This is a genomic window from Bradyrhizobium genomosp. III (assembly GCF_000261705.1).
In the GTDB taxonomy this organism is placed as follows: domain Bacteria; phylum Pseudomonadota; class Alphaproteobacteria; order Rhizobiales; family Xanthobacteraceae; genus Bradyrhizobium; species Bradyrhizobium ottawaense.
In genome coordinates this window covers 1-23,249 of the sequence record NZ_AJQF01000437.1, presented here as the reverse complement: position 1 = coordinate 23,249, position 23,249 = coordinate 1, and the positions used below count along the sequence as shown (strand labels likewise).

The window sequence follows — 23,249 nt, the reverse complement described above, 5'->3', positions numbered from 1 at the left end:
ACCTCCAAGCTGTCGCTCATACTCGGCACACAATAGAAAGGCCGGATCGATGATCCGGCCTTTTTGTTTCTGCGTGGCCCGCCCCGTCAGGCCGCCGCCTTCTTCGGCGCGAAGCGGCCGTAGAAGGTCTCGCCCTTCGCCGCCATCTCCTCGAGCAGTTCCGGCGGCGTGAAGCGCGAGCCGTACTTCGCTTCCAGCTTGTGGCAGAGCTCGACGAACTTCTTGGTGCCCATGAAGTCGATATAGGACAGCGTGCCGCCGGTGAACGGCGCGAAGCCGAAGCCGAGGATGGAGCCGACATCGGCCTCGCGCGGATCGGTGATGACGTGGTCCTCGACCGTGCGCGCGGCTTCCACCGCCTGCACCACCAGGAAGCGCTGCTTCAGCTCCTCGATATCGAGCGTGTCGGGGTCGAGCTGCTTCGGCTGCAAGGCCGAGAGGCCCGGCCACAGGCTCTTCTGACCCTTGCCCTTCTCGGGATAGTCGTAAAAGCCCTTGCTGTTCTTGCGGCCCAAGCGGCCCTGCTTCTCGACCAACTCCACCATCAGCTTCTTCTGATCTGGATTGATGGCGTTGGGGCCGAGATCGGCCTCCGTCGCCTTCATGATCTTGAGGCCGAGATCGAGCGCGACCTCGTCGGAGAGCGAGAGCGGGCCGACCGGCATGCCGGCCATCTTGGCGCAGTTCTCGATCATCGCGGGCGGCACGCCCTCGAGGAACATCTCGTTGCCTTCGGCGACGTAGCGGCCGACGCAGCGATTGGCGAAGAACCCTCTGGAGTCGTTGACGACGATCGGCGTCTTGCCGATCTGCCGGACGTAGTCGAGCGCGGTCGCGAGCGCGAGGTCGCCGGTGTTCTTGCCCTTGATGATCTCGACCAGCATCATCTTCTCGACCGGCGAGAAGAAGTGGATGCCGACGAACTTGCCTTGGTCCTTGAAGCTCTCGGCCAGGGAGGTGATCGGCAGCGTCGAGGTGTTCGACGCGAAGATCACGTCCGGCTTCATGTGCTCCTGCGCCTTGGCGAAGGTATCAGCCTTGACCTTGCGGTCCTCGAACACGGCCTCGATGACGAGGTCGACGTCCTTCAGCGCCGCATAGTCCGCGGTGGGCGTGATGCGCGCGAGCAGCGCTTCGGCATCCGCGGGCTTGGCCCGGCCCTTCTTGATCTGCTCCTCGATCACCTTCTGCGCATGGGCCTTGCCCTTGTCGGCGCTCTCCTGGTCGCGGTCGATCAGGACGACGTCGAGGCCGGCGCGGGCCGAGACGTAGCCGACGCTCGCACCCATGAAGCCGGCGCCGATCACGGCGATCTTCTTCACCTTGGTCGCAGGCACGTCCTTCGGGCGGCGCGCGCCCTTGTTGAGCTCCTGCATCGACAGGAACAGGCTGCGGATCATCGCGGCCGCTTCCTTCGAGCGCAGCACCGAGGTGAAGTAGCGCGACTCCACCCGCAGCGCGGCGTCGATCGGCAACTGCAGGCCCTCATAGACGCAGCTCATGATGGCGCGCGCGGCCGGATAATTGTCGTAGGTCTCGCGGCGATAGATCGCGTTTCCCGCCGGGAACATCATCATGCCGGCCTTGGAGAACACCGGGCCGCCGGGCAGCTTGAAGCCCTTCTCGTCCCAGGGCGCGACCGCCTTGCCGCCGCCCTTGATCCAGTCCTTCGCGGCCTTGACGAGGTCGGCGGCGGGAACGATGGCGTGGATCAGGTTCAGCGCCTTCGCCTTCTCGATCGTGACCGGATCGCCCTTGAGCAGGATCGTCATCGCGTCCTGTGGCGGCACCAGGCGCGGCACGCGCTGCGTACCGCCGGCACCGGGGAACAGGCCGACCTTGACCTCGGGCAGGCCGAGGCGGGTCTTGGGATTCTCCGCGGCGACGCGATAGTGGCAGCACAGCGTGATTTCGAAGCCACCGCCGAGCGCGAGCCCGTTGATCGCGGCCGCCCACGGCTTGCCTGACGTCTCGATCGAGCGCAGCACCAGCGAGAAGCGGCGGCTCTGGTCGAACAGCATCTGGTTCGCGGCGGTCTCGCCCTGCTCCTTGAACACCTTGGCGTAAGCCTGGTTCATGCCTTCGAGCATCGACAGGTCGGCGCCGGCGCAGAATGCCTCCTTGGCGGAGGTAATGACGACGCCCTTCACCGCGGCATCCGCGGTGGTCGCCTTGACGATCGCGTCGAGCTCGTTGGTCGAGGTCTCGTCGAGCACGTTCATCGAGCGGCCCGGGATGTCCCAGGTAACGAGCGCGATGCCGTCGGAATCGGTCTCAACCTTGAAATTCTTGTAAGTCATGTTGGTTGCTCCTCGGTGCCGCAGCCGATCTCAGGCGCGGCGGTTGACTTGAGATCTCGTAGGGTGGGTTAGCGAAGCGTAACCCACCACGGTCTTTCGCTGCGGAGACAGAAGAGGTGGGTTACGCCTTCGGCTAACCCACCCTACGGACCTACACCCGCTCGATGATGGTCGCGGTGCCCATGCCGCCGCCGATGCACAGCGTGACGAGGGCGGTGGACTTGTTGGTGCGCTCGAGCTCGTCGAGCACGGTGCCGAGGATCATCGCACCGGTCGCGCCGAGCGGATGGCCGAGCGCGATGGCGCCGCCATTGACGTTGATCTTGGCGTTGTCGATGTCGAAGGCCTGGATGTAGCGCAGCACGACCGAGGCGAAGGCCTCGTTGAGCTCGAACAGATCGATGTCCGACTTCTTCAAGCCGGAGCGCGCGAACAGCTTTTCGGTGACGTCGACCGGGCCGGTCAGCATCATCGCGGGCTCGGAGCCAATGTTGGCGAACGCACGGATTTTTGCACGCGGCTTCAGGCCGTATTTCGCTCCCGCCTCCTTGCTGCCGAGCAGCACGGCGCCGGCGCCGTCGACGATGCCCGACGAGTTGCCGGCGTGGTGCACGTAATTGACGCGTTCGATCTCGGGGTGCGACTGCAGCGCGACACCGTCGAAGCCGCCCATCTGCGCCATCATCGTGAACGACGGCTGCAGCTGCGCCAGCGACTGCATCGTCGTCGAGGGACGCATATGCTCGTCCTTGGCCAGGATGGTGAGGCCGTTGATGTCCTTCACCGGGACGATCGATTTGTCGAAGCGGCCTTCCTCCCACGACTTCGCGGCACGCTGCTGGCTCTGCACGGCATAGGCATCGACGTCGTCGCGCGAGAAGCCGTATTTGGTCGCGATCAGATCGGCCGAGACGCCCTGCGGCATGAAATAGGCCGGCACCGCCATCGAGGGATCCATCGGCCACGCACCGCCGGAGGCGCCGATGCCGACGCGGCTCATCGATTCCGCGCCGCAGCCGATCACCAGCTCATGCTGGCCACTCATCACCTGCGCGGCGGCGAAGTTCACGGCATCGAGGCCGGAGGCGCAGAAGCGGCTGATCTGCACGCCGGGCACGGCTTCGCCGAGACCTGCCTTCAGTGCGGCAAAGCGCGCGATGTCGGAGCCGGCTTCGCCGACCGGATCGACCACGCCGAGGATGACGTCGTCGACGGAATCCTGCGGCAGGTTGTTGCGGTCCTTCAGCGCCTTCAGCGGCACGGTGGCGAGCGCGAGCGCGGTCACTTCGTGCAACGAACCGTCAGCCTTGCCGCGGCCGCGGGGGGTGCGGACGTGATCGTAGATATAGGCATCTGCCATGGGAGCCTCCTGATTGCAGTTATGTTGGTGGCGACCGCGGCGCGGTCGCAATCATTGGTGAAGCGGGAAGCCTCAGAACGCTTCCGCCGGCAATTCCATGATGGTGGCGCAGCCGGCCTGGATGCGCGCGAGATTGGCGGCGGTCTCCGGCAGCATCCGCTCCATGAAGAAACGACCGGTGACGAGCTTGGTGGAGAGATAGGGCGTGGCCCCGCTCTCGGCAATCTTGGCATTCGTCACCTTCGCCATCTTCGCCCACATGTAGCCGAGCGCGACGAACCCGAACAGATGCAGGTAATCAGTTGCGGCGGCGCCGGCATTGTCAGGCTTCGCCATCGCGTTCTGCATCAGCCAGGTCGTGGCCTGCTGGAGATGGCCGAGCGAGGCCGAGAGCGGCGCGATGAAGGGCTTGAGCGCCTCGTCGCCGCCGTTCTCCTTGGCGAAGGCCATGACCTCGCCGAAGAAGGCCATGATGGCGCGGCCACCGTCGCGCGGCAGCTTGCGGCCGACGAGGTCGAGCGCCTGGATACCGTTGGCGCCTTCATAGATCATGGCGATGCGGGCATCGCGCACGAACTGCTCCATGCCCTGCTCGGCGATGTAGCCGTGGCCGCCATACATCTGCTGCGCCTGCACCGCGTTGGCAAAACCGTAATCGGTGAGGAAACCCTTCAGCACCGGCGTCATCAGGCCCATGTGATCGTCGGCGGCCTGGCGGTCCTTGGGGTCTTCGGAGCGGTGGGCGACGTCGCTCTTCAGCGCGGTCCACATCACGAAGGCCCGCGCGGCTTCGTTGAAGGCGCGGATCGAGAGCAACGTGCGGCGCACGTCGGGATGCACGATGATCGGGTCGGCCTGCTTGTCCGGCGCCTTGACGCCGGTGAGCGAGCGACCCTGGATGCGCTCGCGGGCATAGGCGACCGCGTTCTGATAGGCGACCTCGGACTGCGCGAGGCCCTGCACGGCGACGCCGAGCCTCGCCTCGTTCATCATCACGAACATGCCCTGCATGCCCTTGTTCTCTTCGCCGATCAGCCAGCCGGTGGCGCTGTCGTAGTTCATCACGCAGGTCGAATTGCCGTGGATGCCCATCTTGTGCTCGATCGAGCCGCAGACGACGCCGTTGCGGGCACCGACTGAGCCATCCGGATTCACAAGGAACTTGGGCACCACGAACAGCGACACGCCCTTGATGCCGGCGGGTGCGCCCTCGATGCGGGCGAGCACGAGGTGGATGATGTTGGAGGCAAGATCATGCTCGCCGGCCGAGATGAAGATCTTGGTGCCGGTGATCTTGAAGCTGCCGTCGGCCTGGCGCACCGCCTTGGTGCGGAGCATGCCGAGATCGGTGCCGCAATGCGGCTCGGTCAGGTTCATGGTGCCGGTCCATTCGCCGGCGACCATCTTCGGCACGTAGGTCTTCTTCTGCTCGGGCGAACCATGAACGATCAGTGCCGCGGTCGCGCCCATGGTGAGGCCGCCATACATCGAGAACGCCATGTTGGCGGAGATCTGGAATTCGTTGACGGCCTGGCTCAGCGTCACCGGCAGGCCCTGCCCGCCGAACTCGGTCGGCGCCGACAGACCGAGCCAGCCGCCTTCGGCGACCTGCCTGAACGCGTCCTTGAAGCCCTTCGGCGTGGTGACGTTGCCGTCATCAGTGCGCTTGCAGCCTTCGAGATCGCCGACGCGATTGAGCGGCTGCAGCACCTCTTCGGCGAGCTTGGCGGCTTCACCCAAAATGGCTTCGCGCACATCGCTCGACGCATCGGAGAAGCCGGCGAGATTGTCGTAGCGGTCGATCTGGAAGACGTCGTTGAGCAGGAAGTTCACGTCTTCGACGGGGGCTTTGTAGATCGGCATTGCGGTCTCCCGGCATGGGCTTGAAGTGGTGGAATTCTCTGAACGGTCCTGCGGCGCAGCCTTGCCCGCGAGCTTAGCGGGTTCTGCAACCTCAGGGCAGGGTCATGATTGGGCGGCCAACTGCTCCGCCATCAGGCGGTGCAGCATGTTGATCGCCTTGAGCGGACGCACCATCACCTTGAAATGCGTGATGCGTCCCTCGGCATCGAAGCTGATGATGTCGACGCCGTTGATCTCGATGCCGTCGATCATGGTCTTGAATTCGAGCACGGCGCCGCGCTCGCGCGTCCACTCACCGACATAGGTGAAGCCGGGGCCGCCGAGCACCTTCTCGGCGCTGGAAAGGTATTTGAATGTGATGTCGCGCCCGCGCTGCGGCGAATGCACGACGGGACTTTCGAAGACAGCGTCGGGATGAAGCAAGTCCCAAAGCGCGGTGCGGTCGTGGGACTTCATGTAGCCGTACCAGGAGTCGAGGCCGGTCATTCTCGGGTGCCTCCCTAAAGGCCTTGGCAAAAATCTCGAAAACAACCCCATGCACAGTAGCGTGCTGATTGATTCCGCTGGGTTTTTCGGGTCGGATCTTCAGCCCGTCCCTGATCGCCTCATATGCACATTGACGCATATGCGCCAATGCGCATAAAGTCAAGCCGATTGGTTCGGGTCGAAGAGAAGAAGGAGGCCGGTCATGGCACTGGGCGACGCAATCCTCGCATGCCTGACGGAACGCCCCATGACGGGCTACGAGCTCGCCAAGACATTCGACTCCTCGATCGGCTTCTTCTGGAAAGCCGACCACCAGCAGATCTACCGCGAGCTCTCCAAGCTGCGCGACCGCGGCCACATCCAGGGCCGCGAGGTCGTGCAATCGGGCAAGCCCAACAAGCTGGTTTATACGCTCACTCCGGAGGGGCGAACAGCGCTGCGGCACTGGGCCGCGCGACCAAGCACGCCAGCCTCGACCAAGGACGATCTCCTGGTCCGCCTCCATGCGCTCGACAGCATCGACATCGAGCCGCTGCGCACCGACCTGATGGCCCGCCTGGAGCACCACCGCGACCGCCACGCCAATTACGAACGCATCCTGAAGAAGCGCTTCCCGGAGGGAACGGCGGAAGGCCGGCTCGATCTCGGCAACCTGCTCCTGCTCCGGCTCGGCGCCCGTCACGAACAGATGGTCGCCGACTTCTGCGAAGAGGCGCTCGATGCGCTGTCGGCGATGACCGGCAAGGCCACGGTGGTGCCGCTGGACGAGGGCAAGCGCGAGAAGGGCGGAGGCTAGTAGCCGCCTCCTCACCGTCATGGCCGGGCTTGTCCCGGCCATCCACGACCTATCGCGCGACACCGAAGAACGTGGATGCCCGGGACAAGCCCGGGCATGACGAGCATCGTTGGTTCCCCCCGCCCAACTTTAAGACACCGGCGACGCGTTCCTTAACCCGTTATTTACCGTAACAGGAAAAAGTCGGTTTTCGAGGCAGACGACCCGCGCCAAATCCGATTGTCTTTGCAACCGGCACGCGAGGGAAGGCTGGAGGCGCCGGGTGGGGCGCCGGAGTCGGAACCGGACAGAGTCATGAATTCGCGCGTATCGTGGAGTGTTGACGGCATCGATCCATCCGTCCGGGAGCGGGCCGAAGCTGCTGCGCGTCGCGCCGGCATGTCACTCAACGATTGGCTGAACTCCACCCTCGGCGAGACTGCTCCCCCTAACTTTCGCGAATCTTACGACCAGCGTCCGCAAGCCCCGCACGTTCAAACCCGGGGACTGAGCCAGGAAAGCCGCGAAGTCGCCGACATCCACCAGCGGCTCGACGCGATCACCCAGCAGATCGAACGGATCTCCAAGCCCGCGCAGCGCCAAGACTCTTCACGACAGGATTCGTCCCGACAGGACCCTTCGCGGCCAGACGTCGCGCGCGAGCAGGGCGTCGCGCGCCAGCTCAACGATGCGATCTCGCGGCTCGATGCGCGGCTGTCGCAAATCTCCCGGCCGCAGCAGCCTCAACCGCAGCAGCCCCCGGCTCAGCGCCCGGCGCCGGCCGACACGCGCCAGCGCCAGGCCGATGCGGTCGAGCGCGCGGCAGCGCAGGTCTATCGCAACTCCCCGCCCCTGAGCCCCGCTTCGTTCGACGTCGCCGTCGCCGAGATCACCGCGCGGCAGAGCGAGCTCGACGGCTTCACGCCGCGGCAAATGCCGCCGCGCGCCGCGCCCTCGATCGCGCCCAATGCTGCGCCCTGGGCCGCTCCTTACGCACCTCCGATGGCGCCACCCGCGCCTGCCTATGCTCCGCCGCCACCGCAGCCGGGGCCGGATTTTTCCGCGCTCGAGCGCCATCTGCTCAAGATCACGAGCCAGATCGAGTCGCTGCAGCGCCCCGACAATACCGAGCAGGCGATCAACGCCTTCCGCAGCGAGCTTGCCGAGATCCGCGCCGCCATCACCGAGGCGATGCCGCGGCGCGCGATCGAATCGATCGAGAACGAGATCCGCTCGCTGCACCGCCGGATCGACGAGACGCGTTCCAACGGCACCGACGGCCAGGTCCTGTCGGGCATCGAGCACGCGCTGTCCGACATCAAGCAGGTGCTGCGCACGCTGACGCCGGCCGAGCAGCTCACCGGCTATGACGAGGCGATCCGCAATCTCGGCGCCAAGCTCGACCTGATCCTGCGCGCCAATGACGATCCCTCGACGGTGCGCCAGCTCGAAGGCGCGATCACGGCACTGCGCGGCATCGTCTCCAACGTCGCGTCCAACGAAGCGCTGGCACGCCTGTCCGAAGACGTGCAGCTGCTGTCGTCCAAGGTCGACCAGGTCACCCGCGCCTCCGGCCAGGGCGCCAGCTTCGCGGTGCTGGAGCAGCGCATTGCGGCGCTCACCGCGGCGCTGGAAACGCGCGAGCGGCCTCAGCCGGCCGAGAGCACCGAGCACCTGGAATCCGCGATCCGCGCGCTGTCGGACCGCTTCGACCGCATGCAGGTCGGCAACGATTCGGCCTCGACCTTTGCGCATCTCGAACAGCGCGTCTCGTATTTGCTGGAGCGGATCGAAGCCGCCGCCGATCCGCGCAACGGCAATTTGAGCCGCGTCGAGGACGGGCTGCACGACATCCTGCGTCACCTCGAGCGGCAGCAGGCGACCTATTCCGCGCTGGCCGAGAGCCGCAGCTCCGTTGCCCCGGCCGATTCCGGAATGGTCGATCTGGTCAAGCGCGAGCTGTCCGACATCCGCTTCAGCCAGGCCGAGACCAACCGCAGCACGCAGGATTCGCTCGACGCCGTCCATAGCGCGCTCGGCCATGTCGTCGACCGCCTCTCCATGATCGAGGGCGATCTGCGCGCGGTGCGCACCGCGCCGCCGGCCCCCGCGCCAATGCCCATGCCGATGGCCGCTCCCATGGAGCCCGCGCCGCCGATGGCGCGCGAGCCGCGGCCGCAAGCCCAGCAGCAGCCGAAATACGATCCGAAGCCGGAGCTGCCCAACCCCGCCGCGCAGCAGCAGGCCCACGCGCCGCAACAGGCCCAAGGCGCCTTCGCCCAAGCCGCTTTCTCCGCCGCGCCGCGTGAATTCCATGCCGCCGCCCCTGCCGCGCCGCCGCCGGTGCCATCGGCACCACCGGTGCCGCCGCGCGCGATCAGCGAGATCCTGGAGCCGCACACGGCGCCCGCGCGCACCGCGCTCGCGCCGGAATTACCGCCGGATCATCCGCTCGAGCCGGGCACACGGCCGGGCGGACGCCTCGCCACGCCATCGGAGCGCATCGCCGCCTCCGAGAGCGCGATCAGCGACATTCCCGCTGCGCCGAAAGAGCCGGTGTCGTCGTCGAGCTTCATCGCGGCCGCCCGCCGCGCCGCCCAGGCCGCCGCCGCGCAGCCGGAAAAGCCGGCACGCGGCGCCAAAGGTGGTGCGAAGGCCGGCGCCGATCGCGGCAAGGACAAGGGCAAGGACGGCAGCTCGACCATCACCTCGAAGATCCGCTCGCTGCTGGTCGGCGCGAGCGTGGTCGTGATCGTGCTCGGCACCTTCAAGATGGCGATGAACCTGCTCGAGGCCCCCCCGCCGCCGGCGCCGCAGGCCATGGACAATACGTTGAGCCAGCCCGCGCCGCAGGCTCCGCCGCCGCCCGTGATCGAGAACAAGCCCGCCACGCCCGAGCAGGTCACGCCATCGATGACCTCGCCGACGCCGATCGGACGGCAATCCCAGAACAACCCCGCGCCGCCTGCTCCCGCGCCCGGCCCGGCCAGCTCGGCCTCGGTTGAGATTCCGCCGGCGCCCGCCGCCTCTGTGCCGCCGCCTGCCGCGAGCAGCGACGTCACCGGCGCGCTGTCGGGCACGAGCCGCGCCAAGCTCAGCATGATCCAGGTGCCGCCGAGCGAAAAGCTGCCTGACGGCATCGGCGGCCCGGTGCTGCGCACCGCCGCGATGAAGGGCGATGCGACCGCGGCCTACGAGATCGGCTTGCGCTTTGCCGAAGGCAAGGGAGTTGCCACCAATTACGACGAAGCGGCCAAATGGTACGACCGCGCGGCGCAGGCCGGCGTGGTGCCCGCGACCTTCCGCCTCGGCACGCTCTACGAAAAGGGGCTCGGCGTGAAGAAGGACGCCGACATCGCCCGCCGCTACTACACCCAGGCCGCCGAGCGCGGCAACGCCAAGGCGAAGCACAATCTCGCGGTGCTCGACGCCGACGGCGGCGGACGCGGCGCCAACTACAAGAGCGCGGCGCAATGGTTCCGCAAGGCCGCCGATCGCGGCGTTGCCGACAGCCAGTTCAACCTCGGCATCCTCTATGCCCGCGGCATCGGCGTCGAACAGAACCTCGCCGAATCCTACAAATGGTTCAGCCTCGCAGCTGCCCAGGGTGATGCGGACGCCTCCGGCAAGCGCGACGACGTCGCCAAGCGTCTCGACCCGCAATCGCTCGCCGCCGCCAAGCTCGCGATCCAGACCTTCAGCGCCGAGCCGCAGCCCGACGACGCCGTCAACGTTCCGGCCCCGAATGGCGGCTGGGACAGCGCGCCGCAGGCGAATGCAAAGCCGGCGCCGAAGCAAGTCGCGACCAAGCGCTCGGCCTCGGCAGCACATTAAGGGCGGTTTAGTACGCTTTCTCTGTCGTCGCTCGGCTTGACCGGGCGACCCGGTATTCCAGAGACGTCGGTTGGATACGGAGAAGCTGCGGCGTACTGGTGCCCCGGTCAAGCCGGGGCATGACAGCGGCGAATGTGGCGGAATCCTCGCCTCACAGCGAAGCAGTGATCTGATCCCTCTTAGCCCATTCACCACGCCCGAAATTCCCGGTCCCTCCCAACCGCAAATTCCGCTATTGAGGGGCGCGGCAACCGTTCCGACCTTCCCGCGAGCATTCCGCGACAATCGATCCGTCTCGCCGGCGTATGGTTCTTCGATGCAGCTCTATCTTCCGATCGCCGATCTTCCCGTCAACGTCTTCCTGGTGCTCGCCATGGGCGCCGCGGTCGGCTTCGTCTCGGGGATGTTCGGAATCGGCGGCGGCTTCCTGATGACGCCGCTGCTGATCTTCATCGGCATCACGCCGGCGGTCGCGGTCGCCTCCGTCACGAGCCACATTGCAGCCTCCTCGTTTTCCGGCGCGCTGTCTTACTGGCGGCGGCGCGCGATCGATCCGGCGCTGGCGAGCGTCCTGCTCTGCGGCGGCGTGACCGGCACGGCGCTCGGCGTGTGGACCTTCACGCAGCTTCGCGCGCTCGGCCAGCTCGATCTGATGATCGCGCTCTCCTACGTGGTGCTGCTCAGCACCGTCGGCAGCCTGATGTTCTCGGAAGGCCTGCGCGCGCTGATGCGGACCCGCCGCGGCGCGCTGCCGCCACGCCGCACCCACAACTGGATCCACGGCCTGCCGCTGAAGATGCGCTTCAAGCGCTCGAAGATCTATCTCTCCGTCATCCCCGTGGTGATCGTCGGCATCATGATCGGCTTCATCGGCGCCATCATGGGCATCGGCGGCGGCTTCATCCTGGTGCCGATCATGATCTATCTGCTGAGGGTGCCGACCTCGACGGTGATCGGGACCTCGATGGTCCTGACGCTCGTCACGATGCTGTTCGCGACCATGCTGCATGCGGTGACCAATCACCTCGTCGACGCCGTGCTGGCGCTGATCCTGATGGTCGGCGGCGTTACCGGCGCGCAGTTCGGCGTCCGCGCCGGCCAGAAGATCCGCGGCGAGCAGCTGCGGCTGCTGCTGGGCCTCCTGATCCTCTCAGTCGGAATCCGCTTCGCGATCGAGCTGGTGATCCGGCCGGAGGATCTCTTCACCATCCGCGAGCTGGGGGTGAGCGGATGATGCGCGCAGCTCTCGCACTCCTGCTCGCCCTGCTGCTCGGATCAGCCGCGCGCGCCGAGCGGCTGATCGTCTCGGTGTCCAACCACCGCGTCACGGTGACACCGAACTATTCCGGCGAGGAGCTGGTGCTGTTCGGCTCGGTGGAGAAGGACGCGACGACGCCCGCCGATCGCACCGCATATGATCTCGTCGTCACCGTGATGGGCCCGCGCGCCGACATGATGACGCGGCGCAAGGAGCGCACCTTCGGCATCTGGATCAACACCGACTACCGGCAGTTCCTGCAGGTGCCGAGCTATCTGGCGCTGTTCGCCAACCGTCCCTTTGAGGCGATCACCTCGCCCGAGATCGCGCGGCGGCAGCAGATCGGGCTGAACAACGTGCTGCTGACGCAGCGGGTCGGCGGCGATTATGCCGACGTGGTGCCGAACGACGCATTCCGCTCGGCCTTCATCCGCCTGCGCACCCAGCGCGGGCTCTATCGCGAGGATCCGAGCGCCGTCACGTTCCTGACGCCGACCCTGTTTCGCACCGGCATTCCGCTGCCGGCGGAGGTGCCGATCGGCACCTACGAGGTCGAGATCAGACTGTTTGCGAACGGCGCGTTCATCGGCAAGACCGAGACCGCGTTCGAGATCGTCAAAGTCGGCTTCGAGCAATTCGTCGCCACCACCGCCAGGCAGAACGGGCTGATCTACGGTCTCGTCACCGCCGCGATGGCGCTGATGACGGGGTGGATGGCGTCGATCGTGTTCCGGAAGGATTAGCCGCTGTCATTCCGGGGCGCGCGCAGCGCGAGCTCCGGTGCGCAATTGCGCACCTGAGAATCCATTCATCCGCGGAGTTGGTGCCCGATGGATTCCGGGCTCGAGGCTTCGCCTCGCCCCGGAATGACAGCTTCTAGGCGGCCGCCTTCGCCGGCCGCGTCACCAGATAGATGCCGAGCGCGACTGGAATGATCCCGAGCAGATCGCGCGCCTCGACGTGCTCGCCGAGCACGAGATACGCGAACAGCATGCCGAGCGGCGGCATCAGGAAATGATAGGCGCTGGCGGCGGTGGCGCCGCACACTTTCAGGAGATGAAACCAGAGCCAATAGGCGAGGATGGAGCCCCCCAGCACGAGGAAGGCGAAGGCGCCGAGCAGGCTCGGCGTGACATCGATCGCATGCACGTCGGCGAAGGTGAACGCGACCGGCGTCAGCACGATGCCGGCGGCAAGGTTCTGCACGCCGTTGCCGATCCACAAGGATCCCTTCGGCGCGAGCAGCTTGAACAGGATGGTGCCGGCAACGAGCGAGGCGAGCGAAGCCAGCGTGAAGACGATGCCATGCAGGGAATCCGTGCCGACCGACAGGCGATGCCAGACGATCAGGGTCACGCCGGTGATGCCGAGCAGCAGGCCGCCGGCCTTGCGCCAGGTCATGCCTTCCCCGAGCAGCAGAGTCGCGAGCGCCGCGGTGAAGACCGGATTGGCCGAGACGATCAGGCCGCCGAGGCCGGCGGAGACCGATTGCAGGCCGGTGTAGCCGAGCCCGAGATAGAGCGCGTTGTTGGCAATCCCAAGTACGGCGAAGATCGCCGCATCGCGCCAGGTTAACGACCAGCTGTCGCCGCGGATCAGCGTGGCGCCCAGGATCAAAATGCCGGCGAGCGAGAAGCGCGCGGCGAGCAGGATCAGCGGCGGGCAATGGGTGACGCCGATCTTGCCGGCGACGAAGGCGTAGCTCCAGAGCAGGCAGAACAGGCCAATGGCGAGCGGCAGCGTGTTGAAGCGGCTGCGCGGAACGGGAATCGAGGGGGCGAGCGACATGGGGGCATTCTCCTGAGCCTCGATCTAGGGAGCCCGCTTGTCATTTGGAAATTAAATGATTAACTCGCTATCAGTGGATTTTCGAATGGAGGCGGCTATGCTCGATCTCGAGCTGCTGCGCAGCTTCGTCTCGGTGGTCGAGGCCGGCGGCTTCACCCGCGCCGGCGAGCGCGTCCATCGCACGCAGTCGACCGTCAGCCAGCAGATCAAGCGGCTGGAGGACGATATCGGCCAGGTGCTGCTGCACCGCGACGGCAAGAATGTGCGCCCGACCGAGGCCGGCGAGCGGCTGCTCTCTTACGCGCGGCGTTTGCTCTCGCTCGCCGAGGAGGCGCGCGACGTGCTGCGCCAGCCGGATGGCGAAGGCGCAATCCGGCTCGGCATCCCCGAAGATTTCGCGGCGTACCGGCTGACCAAATTACTGGGCGCGTTCTCGCGCTCGCATCCGGGCCTGCGGCTCGACGTGCGCGCCGACCAGAGCAAGCATCTGGCGCGCGACCTCGAACGCGGCGAGCTAGACGTGGCGCTATTCAAGCGTGCGGCCGGCGAGAAAGGCGCCATCGCGGTTTGGCCGGAGCGCGTGCACTGGGTCACCAGCAAGGGCCATCCGGTCGATGTCCATGCCGCATCCGTGCCGCTGATCGGTTTTCCGACCGGCTGCCTCTATCGTGCCGGCGCCATCCACGCGCTGGAAAGCGTCGGCCGCGCCTGGCACATGGCCTATTCCTCGTCGAGCCTCTCCGGCATCCAGGCCGCGGTCGCCGCCGGCATGGGCCTCAGCATCTTGTCGGAAATGTCGATCCAGTCCGACCACCGCGTGCTGACGGCGAAAGACGGTTTTGCGCCGATCAACAAGACCGAGGTCGCACTGATGGCCTCGCCCGATGCGAGCCCGGCAACGCTGCGGCTTGCGGATCGTCTCGCCGAGTTTTGCGATGCGGTGCAGGCCAAAGCGGCTTGAAGGCGGCCCAGATTCGCGAGCGTTGCGGCCCGCCTCTCAATTCACCGCGGACATCAGCCTGTCGCCGCACGCATTCGCGTAAAACTTGCCGCCGCATTGGCGCTTGATGGCGGCGCAGCGGGCCGCGGGCGAGGCATTCTGCGGGACCGTGAAACCGCAGGTCAGGCCGTCGGCGCTGCGACCGGGCTTGCCGGCGGCAAACGCGGCACTGAGGGTGCTGATGCAGACGACGAGCAGGGCAGCCGCGGCGATTTCGATCAGGAGTCGCGTCAGCAGTCTCATGGGAATGTTCTCCACACTGATGGCTGAATTGATCCGCAATCTAGCACTGAATCCCGGTTTCTCCGTGCTCGCCCGGGTTCCCAAATCGGCCCGTTCCTTGCATAAATTTACGCCAGCGCAGTGCAAGGCCGCATCGGCGACAGTTCCGGTGCAGGGGCAAGACGCGTAGGGTTAGTAGTGTGTTCGACCAGGAAGTGACGGCTTTGCAAGATCAATCGTTCCAGCCCAGTTTTCCCGCCCCCGGCCAGCCGATCGACGAGCTCGCGCTGGCTGAGATCAAGGGCGCGATCCTGGCGAAGCTGCGCCTTGCCATCGGCAAGGATGCCGGCATGGCGACCAGGCACGACTGGTACCAGGCCGCGGCGCTGGCGCTGCGCGACCGCGTCGTGCATCGCTGGCTCACAGCCGAGAAGCACAGCTACGACGCGGGCCGCAAGCGCGTCTATTATCTCTCGCTCGAATTCCTGATCGGCCGTCTCTTCACCGATGCGCTCAACAACATGGGCCTGCTCAAGATCTTCGAGGTCGCGCTCGGCGATCTCGGTGTCTCGCTGCCAGAGCTGCGCAAATGCGAGCCGGACGCCGCGCTCGGCAATGGCGGCCTCGGGCGCCTCGCCGCCTGCTTCATGGAGAGCATGGCGACGCTGTCGATCCCCGCGATCGGCTACGGCATCCGCTATGATTACGGCCTGTTCCGCCAGATCATCAACCAGGGTTGGCAGCAGGAATATCCCGACGAATGGCTGAGCTTCGGCAATCCCTGGGAATTGCAGCGGCCCGAAGTGATCTACGACATCAATTTCGGCGGCGGCGTCGAGCATGTCGACGACAAGGGCCGCGACCGCGCGATCTGGCATCCGGGCGAGACCGTGCAGGCGATCGCCTATGACACGCCGATCGTCGGCTGGCGGGGCCAGCACGTCAACGCGCTCCGCCTGTGGTCGGCCCGTTCGCCCGATCCGTTGAAGCTCGATGCCTTCAACAAGGGCGACTATGTCAGCGCCACCGCCGAGCAGTCGCGCGCGGAAGCGATCTGCAAATTCCTCTATCCGAACGACGAGAGCCCGGCAGGCCGCGAGCTGCGCCTGCGCCAGGAATATTTCTTCGTCTCGGCCTCGCTTCAGGATCTCGTCAAGCGACACCTTGCGTCCGACGGCCAGCTGCGCAGCCTGTCGTCCAAGGTCGCGGTGCAGCTCAACGACACCCATCCGAGCCTCGCCGTCACCGAGCTGATGCGGATCCTCGTCGATCTGCACAATTTCCGCTGGGACGAGGCCTGGAAGATCACGGTCGCCACCCTCTCCTACACCAACCACACGCTGCTGCCCGAGGCGCTGGAGACCTGGCCGGTCGAGCTGTTCGAGCGGCTGCTGCCGCGGCATCTCGAGATCATCTACCGCATCAACGTGCAGCATCTGGCGCTGGCCGAAGCGCGCTGCCCCGGCGACATCGACTTCCGCGCCTCGGTCTCGCTGATCGACGAGAAGAGCGGGCGCCGCGTGCGCATGGGCCAGCTCGCCTTCGTCGGCTCGCACCGCATCAACGGCGTCTCGGGCATGCATTCGGACCTGATGCGTGAGACCGTGTTCCACGACCTCAACCATCTCTATCCCGGCCGCATCACCAACAAGACCAACGGCATCACCTTCCGCCGCTGGCTGATGCTGGCGAACCCGAAGCTGACCGATCTGTTGCGCGAGACCTGCGGCGAGGCGGTGCTCGACGATCCGACCCAGCTCTCGCTGATCGAAGCGCGCGCCAGCGACGTCGAATTCCAGAAGAAGTTCCGCAGCGTCAAGCTTCACAACAAGACCGCGCTGGCGCGCCTGATCGGCGAACGGCTCGGCATCAAGGTCGACCCGACCGCGCTGTTCGACGTGCAGATCAAGCGCATCCACGAATACAAGCGCCAGCTCCTCAATGTCATCGAGACCGTCGCGCTGTACCAGGCGATCAAGGACGATCCAACCGGCAATTGGGTGCCGCGGGTGAAGATCTTCGCCGGCAAGGCTGCCGCGAGCTACCGCTACGCAAAACTGATCATCAAGCTGATCAACGACGTCGCGGAGGTCGTGAACAACGACCCCACGATCGGCGGCAAGCTCAAGGTGGTGTTCCTGCCCGATTACAATGTCAGCCTCGCCGAAGTGATCATTCCCGCGGCCGACCTGTCCGAGCAGATCTCGACCGCGGGCATGGAAGCGTCCGGCACCGGCAACATGAAGCTGGCGCTGAACGGCGCCATCACCATCGGCACGCTCGACGGCGCCAATATCGAGATCCGCGACCATGTCGGCGCCGAGAACATCGCGATCTTCGGCATGGAGGCCGGCGACGTGATGATCCGGCGCAAGCAGGGGCTGGACGCCTCCGACCTGATCCTCAATTCGCCGAAGCTGCAGCGCGCCATCAATGCGATCGGCACCGGCGAGTTCTCGCCCGGCGACCCCGGACGTTTCGAGTCGATCGCGCACGCGCTGCGCTATCTCGACCATTACATGGTCAGCGCCGATTTCGATTCCTATTACGAGGCGCAGCGCAGCGTCGATGCGCGCTGGCTGGTCTCGCCGGCCTGGACCCGCGCCTCCATCCTCAACGTCGCGCGCATGGCCTGGTTCTCCTCCGACCGCACCATCCGCGAATACGCCGAGGAGATCTGGAACGTGCCGGTCAATCCGACCACGCCGCTGCTGCCGAACCTGCGCGACGCCGCGGGCTGATTTTTCCGCGGCGTGGAAGCGCGGTTACTCGATACGTAATTGCGCATCCGGGCAATGGCTGTGATATGACGACCGTCATTCCGGGGCGGCTCGCAGAGCCGAACCCGGAATCTCGAGCTTCCGGGTTCGATGCTCTGGGCCGCGCTACGCGGTCCCGTCGCATCGCTCCGGAATGACAGACGGAAACACACATGCACGCCAAGCTCCCGCACCCCTTCGACGACGCCACCCGCGTCACCGCCGGCGACTCCAGCTGGCAGGGGCACACCAGCGACGATTATTGGGCCTTCGTCGGCCCGTTCGGCGGCGCCACCGCCGCGACCATTTTGCGCGCGCTGATCGACCATCCGGAACGCGCCGGCGATCCGCTCGCCCTCACGGTCAATTATTGCGCGCCGATCGCCAAGGGGCCGTTCGATCTCGACGTGCGGCTGGTGAAGGCCAACCGCTCCAGCCAGCACTGGAGCGTCGAGCTCAGCCAAGGCGGCGGCGAGGTCGCAACGCTCGCCACCGCGGTGTTCGCCGAGCGCCGGCCGTCCTGGGAGCACCGGGTGGCGCAATATCCCGATGCAAAGCCGTTCGAAGCGACGCTGCCGTTCCCGAAGATCGCGGCGTCCTGGGCCAACCAGTACGAGTTTCGCTTCGTCGAGGGCGAGATGCGGATCGGCCCGCAGCAGGCCGAGCCCGCCAGCACCTATTCGAAGATCTGGATCAGCGACCGCACGCCGCGCAAGCTCGACATGCTGTCGCTGATGTCGATGTCGGACGCCTTCTTCGGCCGCATCTTCCACGCTCGGCGCGAGCTGGTGCCGTTCGGCACGGTGTCGCTGACGACCTATTTCCACACCGACAGCGACGAGCTCGCGGCTGAGGACATCACGCGCGTGCTGGCCACCGCCGATTCGAAGATCATGCACAAGAGCTACGCCGACCAGAACGCCGAGCTGTGGTCGCCGAACGGAAGGCTGCTCGCGACCTCGACACAGATCGCGTATTTCAAGGCGTGAGCTCTCGCCACCCCTCGTCCCGTTCTTGCCGGGGTTCCTAACCCGCCATTCGCTGCCTCAGGCTCTGATAAAACGCCGTCTCGAAATTCATGTAACCGATGAACGACGTTGGATCGCCGAACGGAAGAATCTGCGTGGCCCAGAACCCGCCGAACCCGTTCTGCCGGTCGATCCAATAGAACAGATTGGCAAGGCCCGCCCAGCCGAGGGCGCCGGCGGGACGCCCGGTGGGTGCTTCCTGGTCGTTGATCATGAATGAGAGCGCCCAGGACTTTGACTGGCCCGGGAAGAACTCGGCATCATTGCACAGCGCCGGGATGACGCCGGTGATCGGTGTCACCTTCTTGTCTCCGAGATGATTCTTCTCCGCCATGCGCACGGTCTCCGCCTTCAGCACGCGGCCATGCTCGCCGGCACCGTCATTCAACCACATCCGGATGAAACGCATGTAGTCGCCGACCGTGCCGTAAAGGCCGTGGCCACCCATATGCACTTCAGGCTTGGCGGGGAGCTCGAAATCCATCGGCGTCAACGAGCCGTCGGCGCCGCGCGCGTGGATCCCCGCCAGTTTGCTGCGCATGGCGTCGGTCAGCTCGAAGGTCATGCTCTTGATTCCGAGCGGCTCGAAGATGCGCGTATTGAAAACCTCTCCAAGCCGGCGCCCGGCGATGGCCTCGACGATTTGGCCGCACCAGTCGAGATTGGTGCCGTAGTCCCAACGCTCGCCCGGATCGAACAGCAGCGGCGTCATCAGGCAGGCTTTGGAAGCGGTGATGACGCTGGGCTGGCCCTTCTCCTCGGCCAGGCGGTTGTAGGTGTGGTTGATGAAGTCGTAGCTGAGACCGGCGGTATGCGTCATCAGCATCCGCGTGGTGATGTCCCGCTTGGGCGCCCGCAGCATCGGCTCACCCGCGGCATCGAAGCCCTCGATGACCTGGAGCTTGCCGATGTCCGGAGCGTAGCGCTTGGCCGGTGCGTCGAGATCGAGCTTGCCCTCTTCGACGAGTTGCAGCACGGCCGTGCCGGTGACCGCCTTGGTCGTGGAGAAGATGGCGAAGATGCTGTCGGTCGTCATCTCGGCTGGCTGGTCGACACGCCTTTTCCCCGCTGCGCCTTCGTAGATGTTGCGATCGCGGTTCGTCACCATCGCGACGACGCCGGGCACACGCGGCGTGGATGTGACGACGCCGCCGAGAACGGCGTCTGCGGCGGCACCGAAATTCGTGCTCATTTTTGTCCTCCCGTTTGTACTGGATGAATTCCGTCGACGCAGCGCCTCGCGAGCACTCAATTCATGGTAAAACCCTGGTAGCCGCTGGCAGCGACCTCGTTGCATTTCTGCCGATAGGCGCCGACGCCCCCGCAATAGGACAGAACGCGGCGCGGTTTGCCTTCGACGTTCGAGCCCAGGTACCAGGAATTGGTCTTCGCGATCAGCGTCGCATTGGCGATCTCATCGTGATGCGCCACCCATCCGTCTTCGGCATCCTTGGTCGGCTCAACCACCTTCAGGTTCTTCGTACGCACGAACCTGATGCAATCGTCGATCCATTCGACCTGCTGCTGGAGACAGGTGGTCATGTTGCAGAGCGCAGCCGACGGAGCCAGCGGCACCGCAGTCGTGAACAGGTTCGGATAGCCGTGAACCTGCAGGCCCATCGTGGTGCGGATATCCTTGCTCCAATCCTCCTTCAGCGACCGCCCACCGCGGCCCCTGATATCGATGCGCGTCAACGCGCCGGTTCCGGCGTCGAATCCAGTCGCCAGAACGATGACGTCGAGCTCGTGGATCGTCCCGTCCGCGGTCTGGATACCCGTGGGTGTCACGCGTTCGATCGGATTGGCCTTGACGCTGACGATCTCGACATTGGGGCGATGGAAGGCTTCGAGGAAGTTCTGCTCCAGTGGCACCCGATGCGTCCCGAAACCGTAGTCGGCCGGAATCAAGGCATCGCACAGCTTTGGATCCTTCAGTCGCTCGCGCATCTTCTCGCGCACGAAGCCCGAGATTTCGGCGTTGACCTCGGCGTCGAAGAACAACTCGGCGAAGGACGATATCCAAAGCTTCAGGGAGCCGTCGTTCCAGCAATCCTCGATCACCTCCCGGCGCCGCTCCGGCGTCAGGCCGGCCCAGGCGTGCTCGAAATCATATTCGAATCCGGTGAAGGTATGCGGCAGGCGCTCCGTGAGATGCTGGAATTTCGACTTGTAGGCCTCCGCATCTTCCTCGCTGTACTTGGGATTCTTCATCGGAATCATGTATTGCGGCGTGCGAACAAAGACTTTCAGATGACCGACCTCGCCGGCGATCGTCTGGATGACCTGGATGCCGGTTGCGCCGTTGCCGATAACGCCGACGCGCTTGCCGCCGAATTCGACCGGCTCCTTGGGCCAGCGCGCCGTGTGGAACAGCTGCCCCTTGAACGTCTCCTGTCCCGGAAACGATACGTGCGGGGCGGAGAGCATGCCGCAACAGGTGATCAGAAACTGGGTGTCGATCACGTCACCCCTGTCGGTCGTGACCAGCCAGCGCTGTGTGGCTTCGTTGAAATGGGCGCTTTTGACGATCGTCCCGAACTGGATGTCCTTGCGCAGATCGAGGCGGTCGGCGATGTAGTTGAGCCAGCGCTCGATTTCCGGCTGGCCGGGGAATTTCTCGCTCCAGCTCCATCCCTTGTAGAGCTCCTCGGAGAACAGATACTGGTAGATGTGGCTCTCTGAATCGAAGCGGGCGCCGGGATAGCGATTCCAATACCAGGTGCCGCCCACGCCTGCGCCCGCGTCAATGGCCCTGACCTTCAATCCCTGTTCGCGCAAACGGTAGAGCTGATAGAGCCCGGCGACGCCGGCTCCAACAACCACCGCGTCGAATTTCGCCGTTACATGCGCGCCATTGCTTCCATTGGGTTTGGTCGCCGTTTCTGCCATTTTTCCCTCCTGGCTCTTCCCAGAGCGCGCGGCCTTCCTCACCCGTCGTGTGATCGGATGGTCGTGCATCGCGTCATTTGTCGGTCCCGCGAGCGCTTGCGGCTTTTCACCGTTCTTCCGCACTTGCCCGGAACGCGAGGGAGGCTATGAGGCGGGCTGCATTCCCGGCTTGAACAAAACCGACAATCCTTTGAATGAAGCCGGAGGCCGGCGCCGACCTCGCCCGAGCTCGCTTGGCAAATGGCAAATCCGGCCTATGCTGCTGCCTTGCCGATCGGCCAATGAGAACAACAAGCAGTCGACCCGCCAAAACTCCAGGGAGGAGGCTCGCGCGATGGGGCAGTTCATCACGGTCGAGGAGCTGCCACGCTATGCTCCCGGCGAAATGATGCTGGACAGTTCGGCGGTGGGAAAAGCCGATTTTCGGCTGCGCGTGTTCCGCTATGCGCCATCCGATATCTGGGTGCCGCCGTCCGATAACTTTCTGATCGTAATCTATCGCGAAGGGACCACGGCCATGAAACGCCGCGTGACCGGATCCTGGAAGCAGGATCATGTCGGCCGCGGCGTCACGACGCTGCTGACGCGCGCGGAAGCTTCGAACTGGCGATGGTGCCATGACCTCGAAGTCAGTCATTTCTACATCTCGCCTAGTCTCATGGCGAAGACCGCAAGCGAGGCTTTTGACCGGGATACCGAAAGCGTCGAGCTTCATGATCTGCTCAGGATCGAGGATCCGGTCCTGACCTGGATTGCTGACCAGATGGTGCAGGAGGTTTCCGCAGGAGGTCCGGGCGGCCGGCTCTGCTACGACGCCATGGCACTTCAGGCGAGCGTCCACATCCTGCGAAAATATGCCTCAGTGCAGTTCAAGCTGCCCTGTGCGCAAGGGCGCTTCAGGCCGGCGCATGCGCGGATGATCGAGGACTATATCGAGCAGAACATCTTCCGGAATATCACGCTCGACGAACTGGCCAACATCTGCAACTGCACGCCGGTGCAGTTCACCCGCAAGTTTCAGGTGCATTATGGCATGCGCCCGCACGCCTACGTCCTCACCCGCAAGGTGAAGCGCGCCTGCGAACATCTGCGCAAGGACCGGCTTGCACTGAAGGAGATCGCCCTGTTGAGCGGATTCTCCGACCAGAGCCATCTCAACCGGATCTTTCGCAGGCATATGAGTGCGACTCCCGCAGAATATCGCAAGCAATGCACAGGCTAGGCAGCCTGACGATGCTCAGGCCGCAAAAGAAAGGGCGGCTGATCAAGCCGCCCTTTCACGTCAATCACATCTTGCGAGAACTTACTCCGCCGCGAGCTTCACGTCCGGCGCGGCGGCGCGCACCTCGGCGTCCACCTGGGCTTCGAACTTGGCAAAGTTCTTCTGGAACATGCCGACCAGCGCGCGGGCGGTCTTGTCGAACTCGTCCTTGTCCTTCCAGGTGTTGACCGGGTTGAGGATCTCGGCCGGCACGCCGGGCAGCGCGGTCGGGACCGCGAAGCCGAAGTACTTGTCGGTGCGGAATTCGACGTTGCGAAGCGACCCGTCGAGCGCGGCGGTGAGCAGCGCACGCGTCACCTTGATCGGCATGCGCGAGCCGACACCATACTTGCCGCCGGTCCAGCCCGTATTGACCAGCCAGCAATCGACATTGTGCTGGGCGATGAGGTCGCGCAGCATGTTGCC

The 23,249-nt window shown here is 65.2% G+C and carries 17 protein-coding genes; 8 read left to right on the top strand and 9 right to left on the bottom strand.

The genetic code is table 11. The features are described 5' to 3' along the window. Positions 1–86 precede the first annotated feature (86 nt). The 4 genes from IC66_RS0134750 to IC66_RS0134735 all read right to left on the bottom strand — a co-directional run bounded on the left by IC66_RS0134750 (position 87) and on the right by IC66_RS0134735 (position 6,009). Entirely contained in the window at positions 87–2,300 is a 2,214-nt protein-coding gene (locus tag IC66_RS0134750) for an FAD-dependent oxidoreductase (RefSeq protein WP_038950733.1), read from the bottom strand. Between the two features lie 151 nt (positions 2,301–2,451). Beyond that, complete coding sequence (locus tag IC66_RS0134745) at positions 2,452–3,660, bottom strand: acetyl-CoA C-acetyltransferase (protein ID WP_038950732.1); 1,209 nt, start codon at positions 3,658–3,660, stop codon at positions 2,452–2,454. Between the two features lie 72 nt (positions 3,661–3,732). Next, entirely contained in the window at positions 3,733–5,523 is a 1,791-nt protein-coding gene (locus IC66_RS0134740; protein WP_038950731.1) for an acyl-CoA dehydrogenase C-terminal domain-containing protein, read from the bottom strand. Positions 5,524–5,625: 102 nt separating this feature from the next. Beyond that, the gene (locus tag IC66_RS0134735; protein WP_028139825.1) at positions 5,626–6,009 is read right to left on the bottom strand and encodes a nuclear transport factor 2 family protein; all 384 of its coding nucleotides are present in this window, start codon (positions 6,007–6,009) and stop codon (positions 5,626–5,628) included. A gap of 202 nt (positions 6,010–6,211) precedes the next feature. Between IC66_RS0134735 and IC66_RS0134730 the strand changes: the two genes are divergently transcribed. The 4 genes from IC66_RS0134730 to IC66_RS0134715 all read left to right on the top strand — a co-directional run bounded on the left by IC66_RS0134730 (position 6,212) and on the right by IC66_RS0134715 (position 12,619). After that, a complete protein-coding gene (locus IC66_RS0134730; protein WP_028139824.1) occupies positions 6,212–6,805 on the top strand; it encodes a PadR family transcriptional regulator in 594 nt (197 codons plus the stop codon). A gap of 294 nt (positions 6,806–7,099) precedes the next feature. Then, a complete protein-coding gene (locus IC66_RS0134725) occupies positions 7,100–10,618 on the top strand; it encodes a tetratricopeptide repeat protein (protein ID WP_038950730.1) in 3,519 nt (1,172 codons plus the stop codon). A gap of 316 nt (positions 10,619–10,934) precedes the next feature. Next, a complete protein-coding gene (locus tag IC66_RS0134720) occupies positions 10,935–11,852 on the top strand; it encodes a sulfite exporter TauE/SafE family protein (RefSeq protein WP_028139822.1) in 918 nt (305 codons plus the stop codon). Further along, positions 11,849–12,619 (top strand): TIGR02186 family protein, encoded by a 771-nt coding sequence (locus IC66_RS0134715; RefSeq protein ID WP_028139821.1) that lies wholly within the window; start codon positions 11,849–11,851, stop codon positions 12,617–12,619. Before IC66_RS0134720 ends, IC66_RS0134715 begins: the two co-directional genes overlap by 4 nt. A gap of 133 nt (positions 12,620–12,752) precedes the next feature. Here the strand turns inward: IC66_RS0134715 and IC66_RS0134710 are convergent, their stop codons facing one another. Then, positions 12,753–13,664: a DMT family transporter gene (locus IC66_RS0134710; RefSeq protein ID WP_038950729.1), complete on the bottom strand. Its 912-nt coding sequence runs from the start codon at positions 13,662–13,664 to the stop codon at positions 12,753–12,755. 97 nt (positions 13,665–13,761) lie between these two features. On the opposite strand from IC66_RS0134710, the gene IC66_RS0134705 reads away from it, so the two are divergent. Further along, entirely contained in the window at positions 13,762–14,625 is an 864-nt protein-coding gene (locus tag IC66_RS0134705) for a LysR family transcriptional regulator (RefSeq protein WP_028139819.1), read from the top strand. 36 nt (positions 14,626–14,661) lie between these two features. On the opposite strand, the gene IC66_RS0134700 is transcribed toward IC66_RS0134705, so the two are convergent. Then, positions 14,662–14,907 (bottom strand): hypothetical protein, encoded by a 246-nt coding sequence (locus IC66_RS0134700; protein WP_028139818.1) that lies wholly within the window; start codon positions 14,905–14,907, stop codon positions 14,662–14,664. Between the two features lie 203 nt (positions 14,908–15,110). Here IC66_RS0134700 and IC66_RS0134695 point away from each other — a divergent pair, with 203 nt between their 5' ends. After that, positions 15,111–17,627: a glycogen/starch/alpha-glucan phosphorylase gene (locus IC66_RS0134695; RefSeq protein WP_028139817.1), complete on the top strand. Its 2,517-nt coding sequence runs from the start codon at positions 15,111–15,113 to the stop codon at positions 17,625–17,627. 191 nt (positions 17,628–17,818) lie between these two features. Continuing rightward, positions 17,819–18,634, top strand: a complete 816-nt coding sequence (locus IC66_RS0134690) for an acyl-CoA thioesterase (RefSeq protein WP_038950728.1) — start codon at positions 17,819–17,821, stop codon at positions 18,632–18,634. Positions 18,635–18,671: 37 nt separating this feature from the next. On the opposite strand, the gene IC66_RS0134685 is transcribed toward IC66_RS0134690, so the two are convergent. Then, a complete protein-coding gene (locus IC66_RS0134685) occupies positions 18,672–19,865 on the bottom strand; it encodes a serine hydrolase domain-containing protein (RefSeq protein WP_038950727.1) in 1,194 nt (397 codons plus the stop codon). A 56-nt stretch (positions 19,866–19,921) separates the two neighbouring features. Then, the gene (locus tag IC66_RS0134680) at positions 19,922–21,562 is read right to left on the bottom strand and encodes a flavin-containing monooxygenase (protein WP_038950726.1); all 1,641 of its coding nucleotides are present in this window, start codon (positions 21,560–21,562) and stop codon (positions 19,922–19,924) included. On the opposite strand from IC66_RS0134680, the gene IC66_RS0134675 reads away from it, so the two are divergent. Continuing rightward, positions 21,537–22,784 carry a helix-turn-helix domain-containing protein gene (locus IC66_RS0134675; protein ID WP_244429210.1) on the top strand — a complete coding sequence of 416 codons (1,248 nt, stop codon included), beginning with the start codon at positions 21,537–21,539 and terminating at the stop codon, positions 22,782–22,784. The two genes, IC66_RS0134680 and IC66_RS0134675, sit on opposite strands and share 26 nt — an antisense overlap. Before the next feature lie 81 nt (positions 22,785–22,865). Here the strand turns inward: IC66_RS0134675 and IC66_RS0134670 are convergent. Further along, positions 22,866–23,249: phosphoenolpyruvate carboxykinase (ATP) (locus IC66_RS0134670; protein ID WP_038950724.1), on the bottom strand; the 384-nt coding region annotated here is incomplete at its 5' end.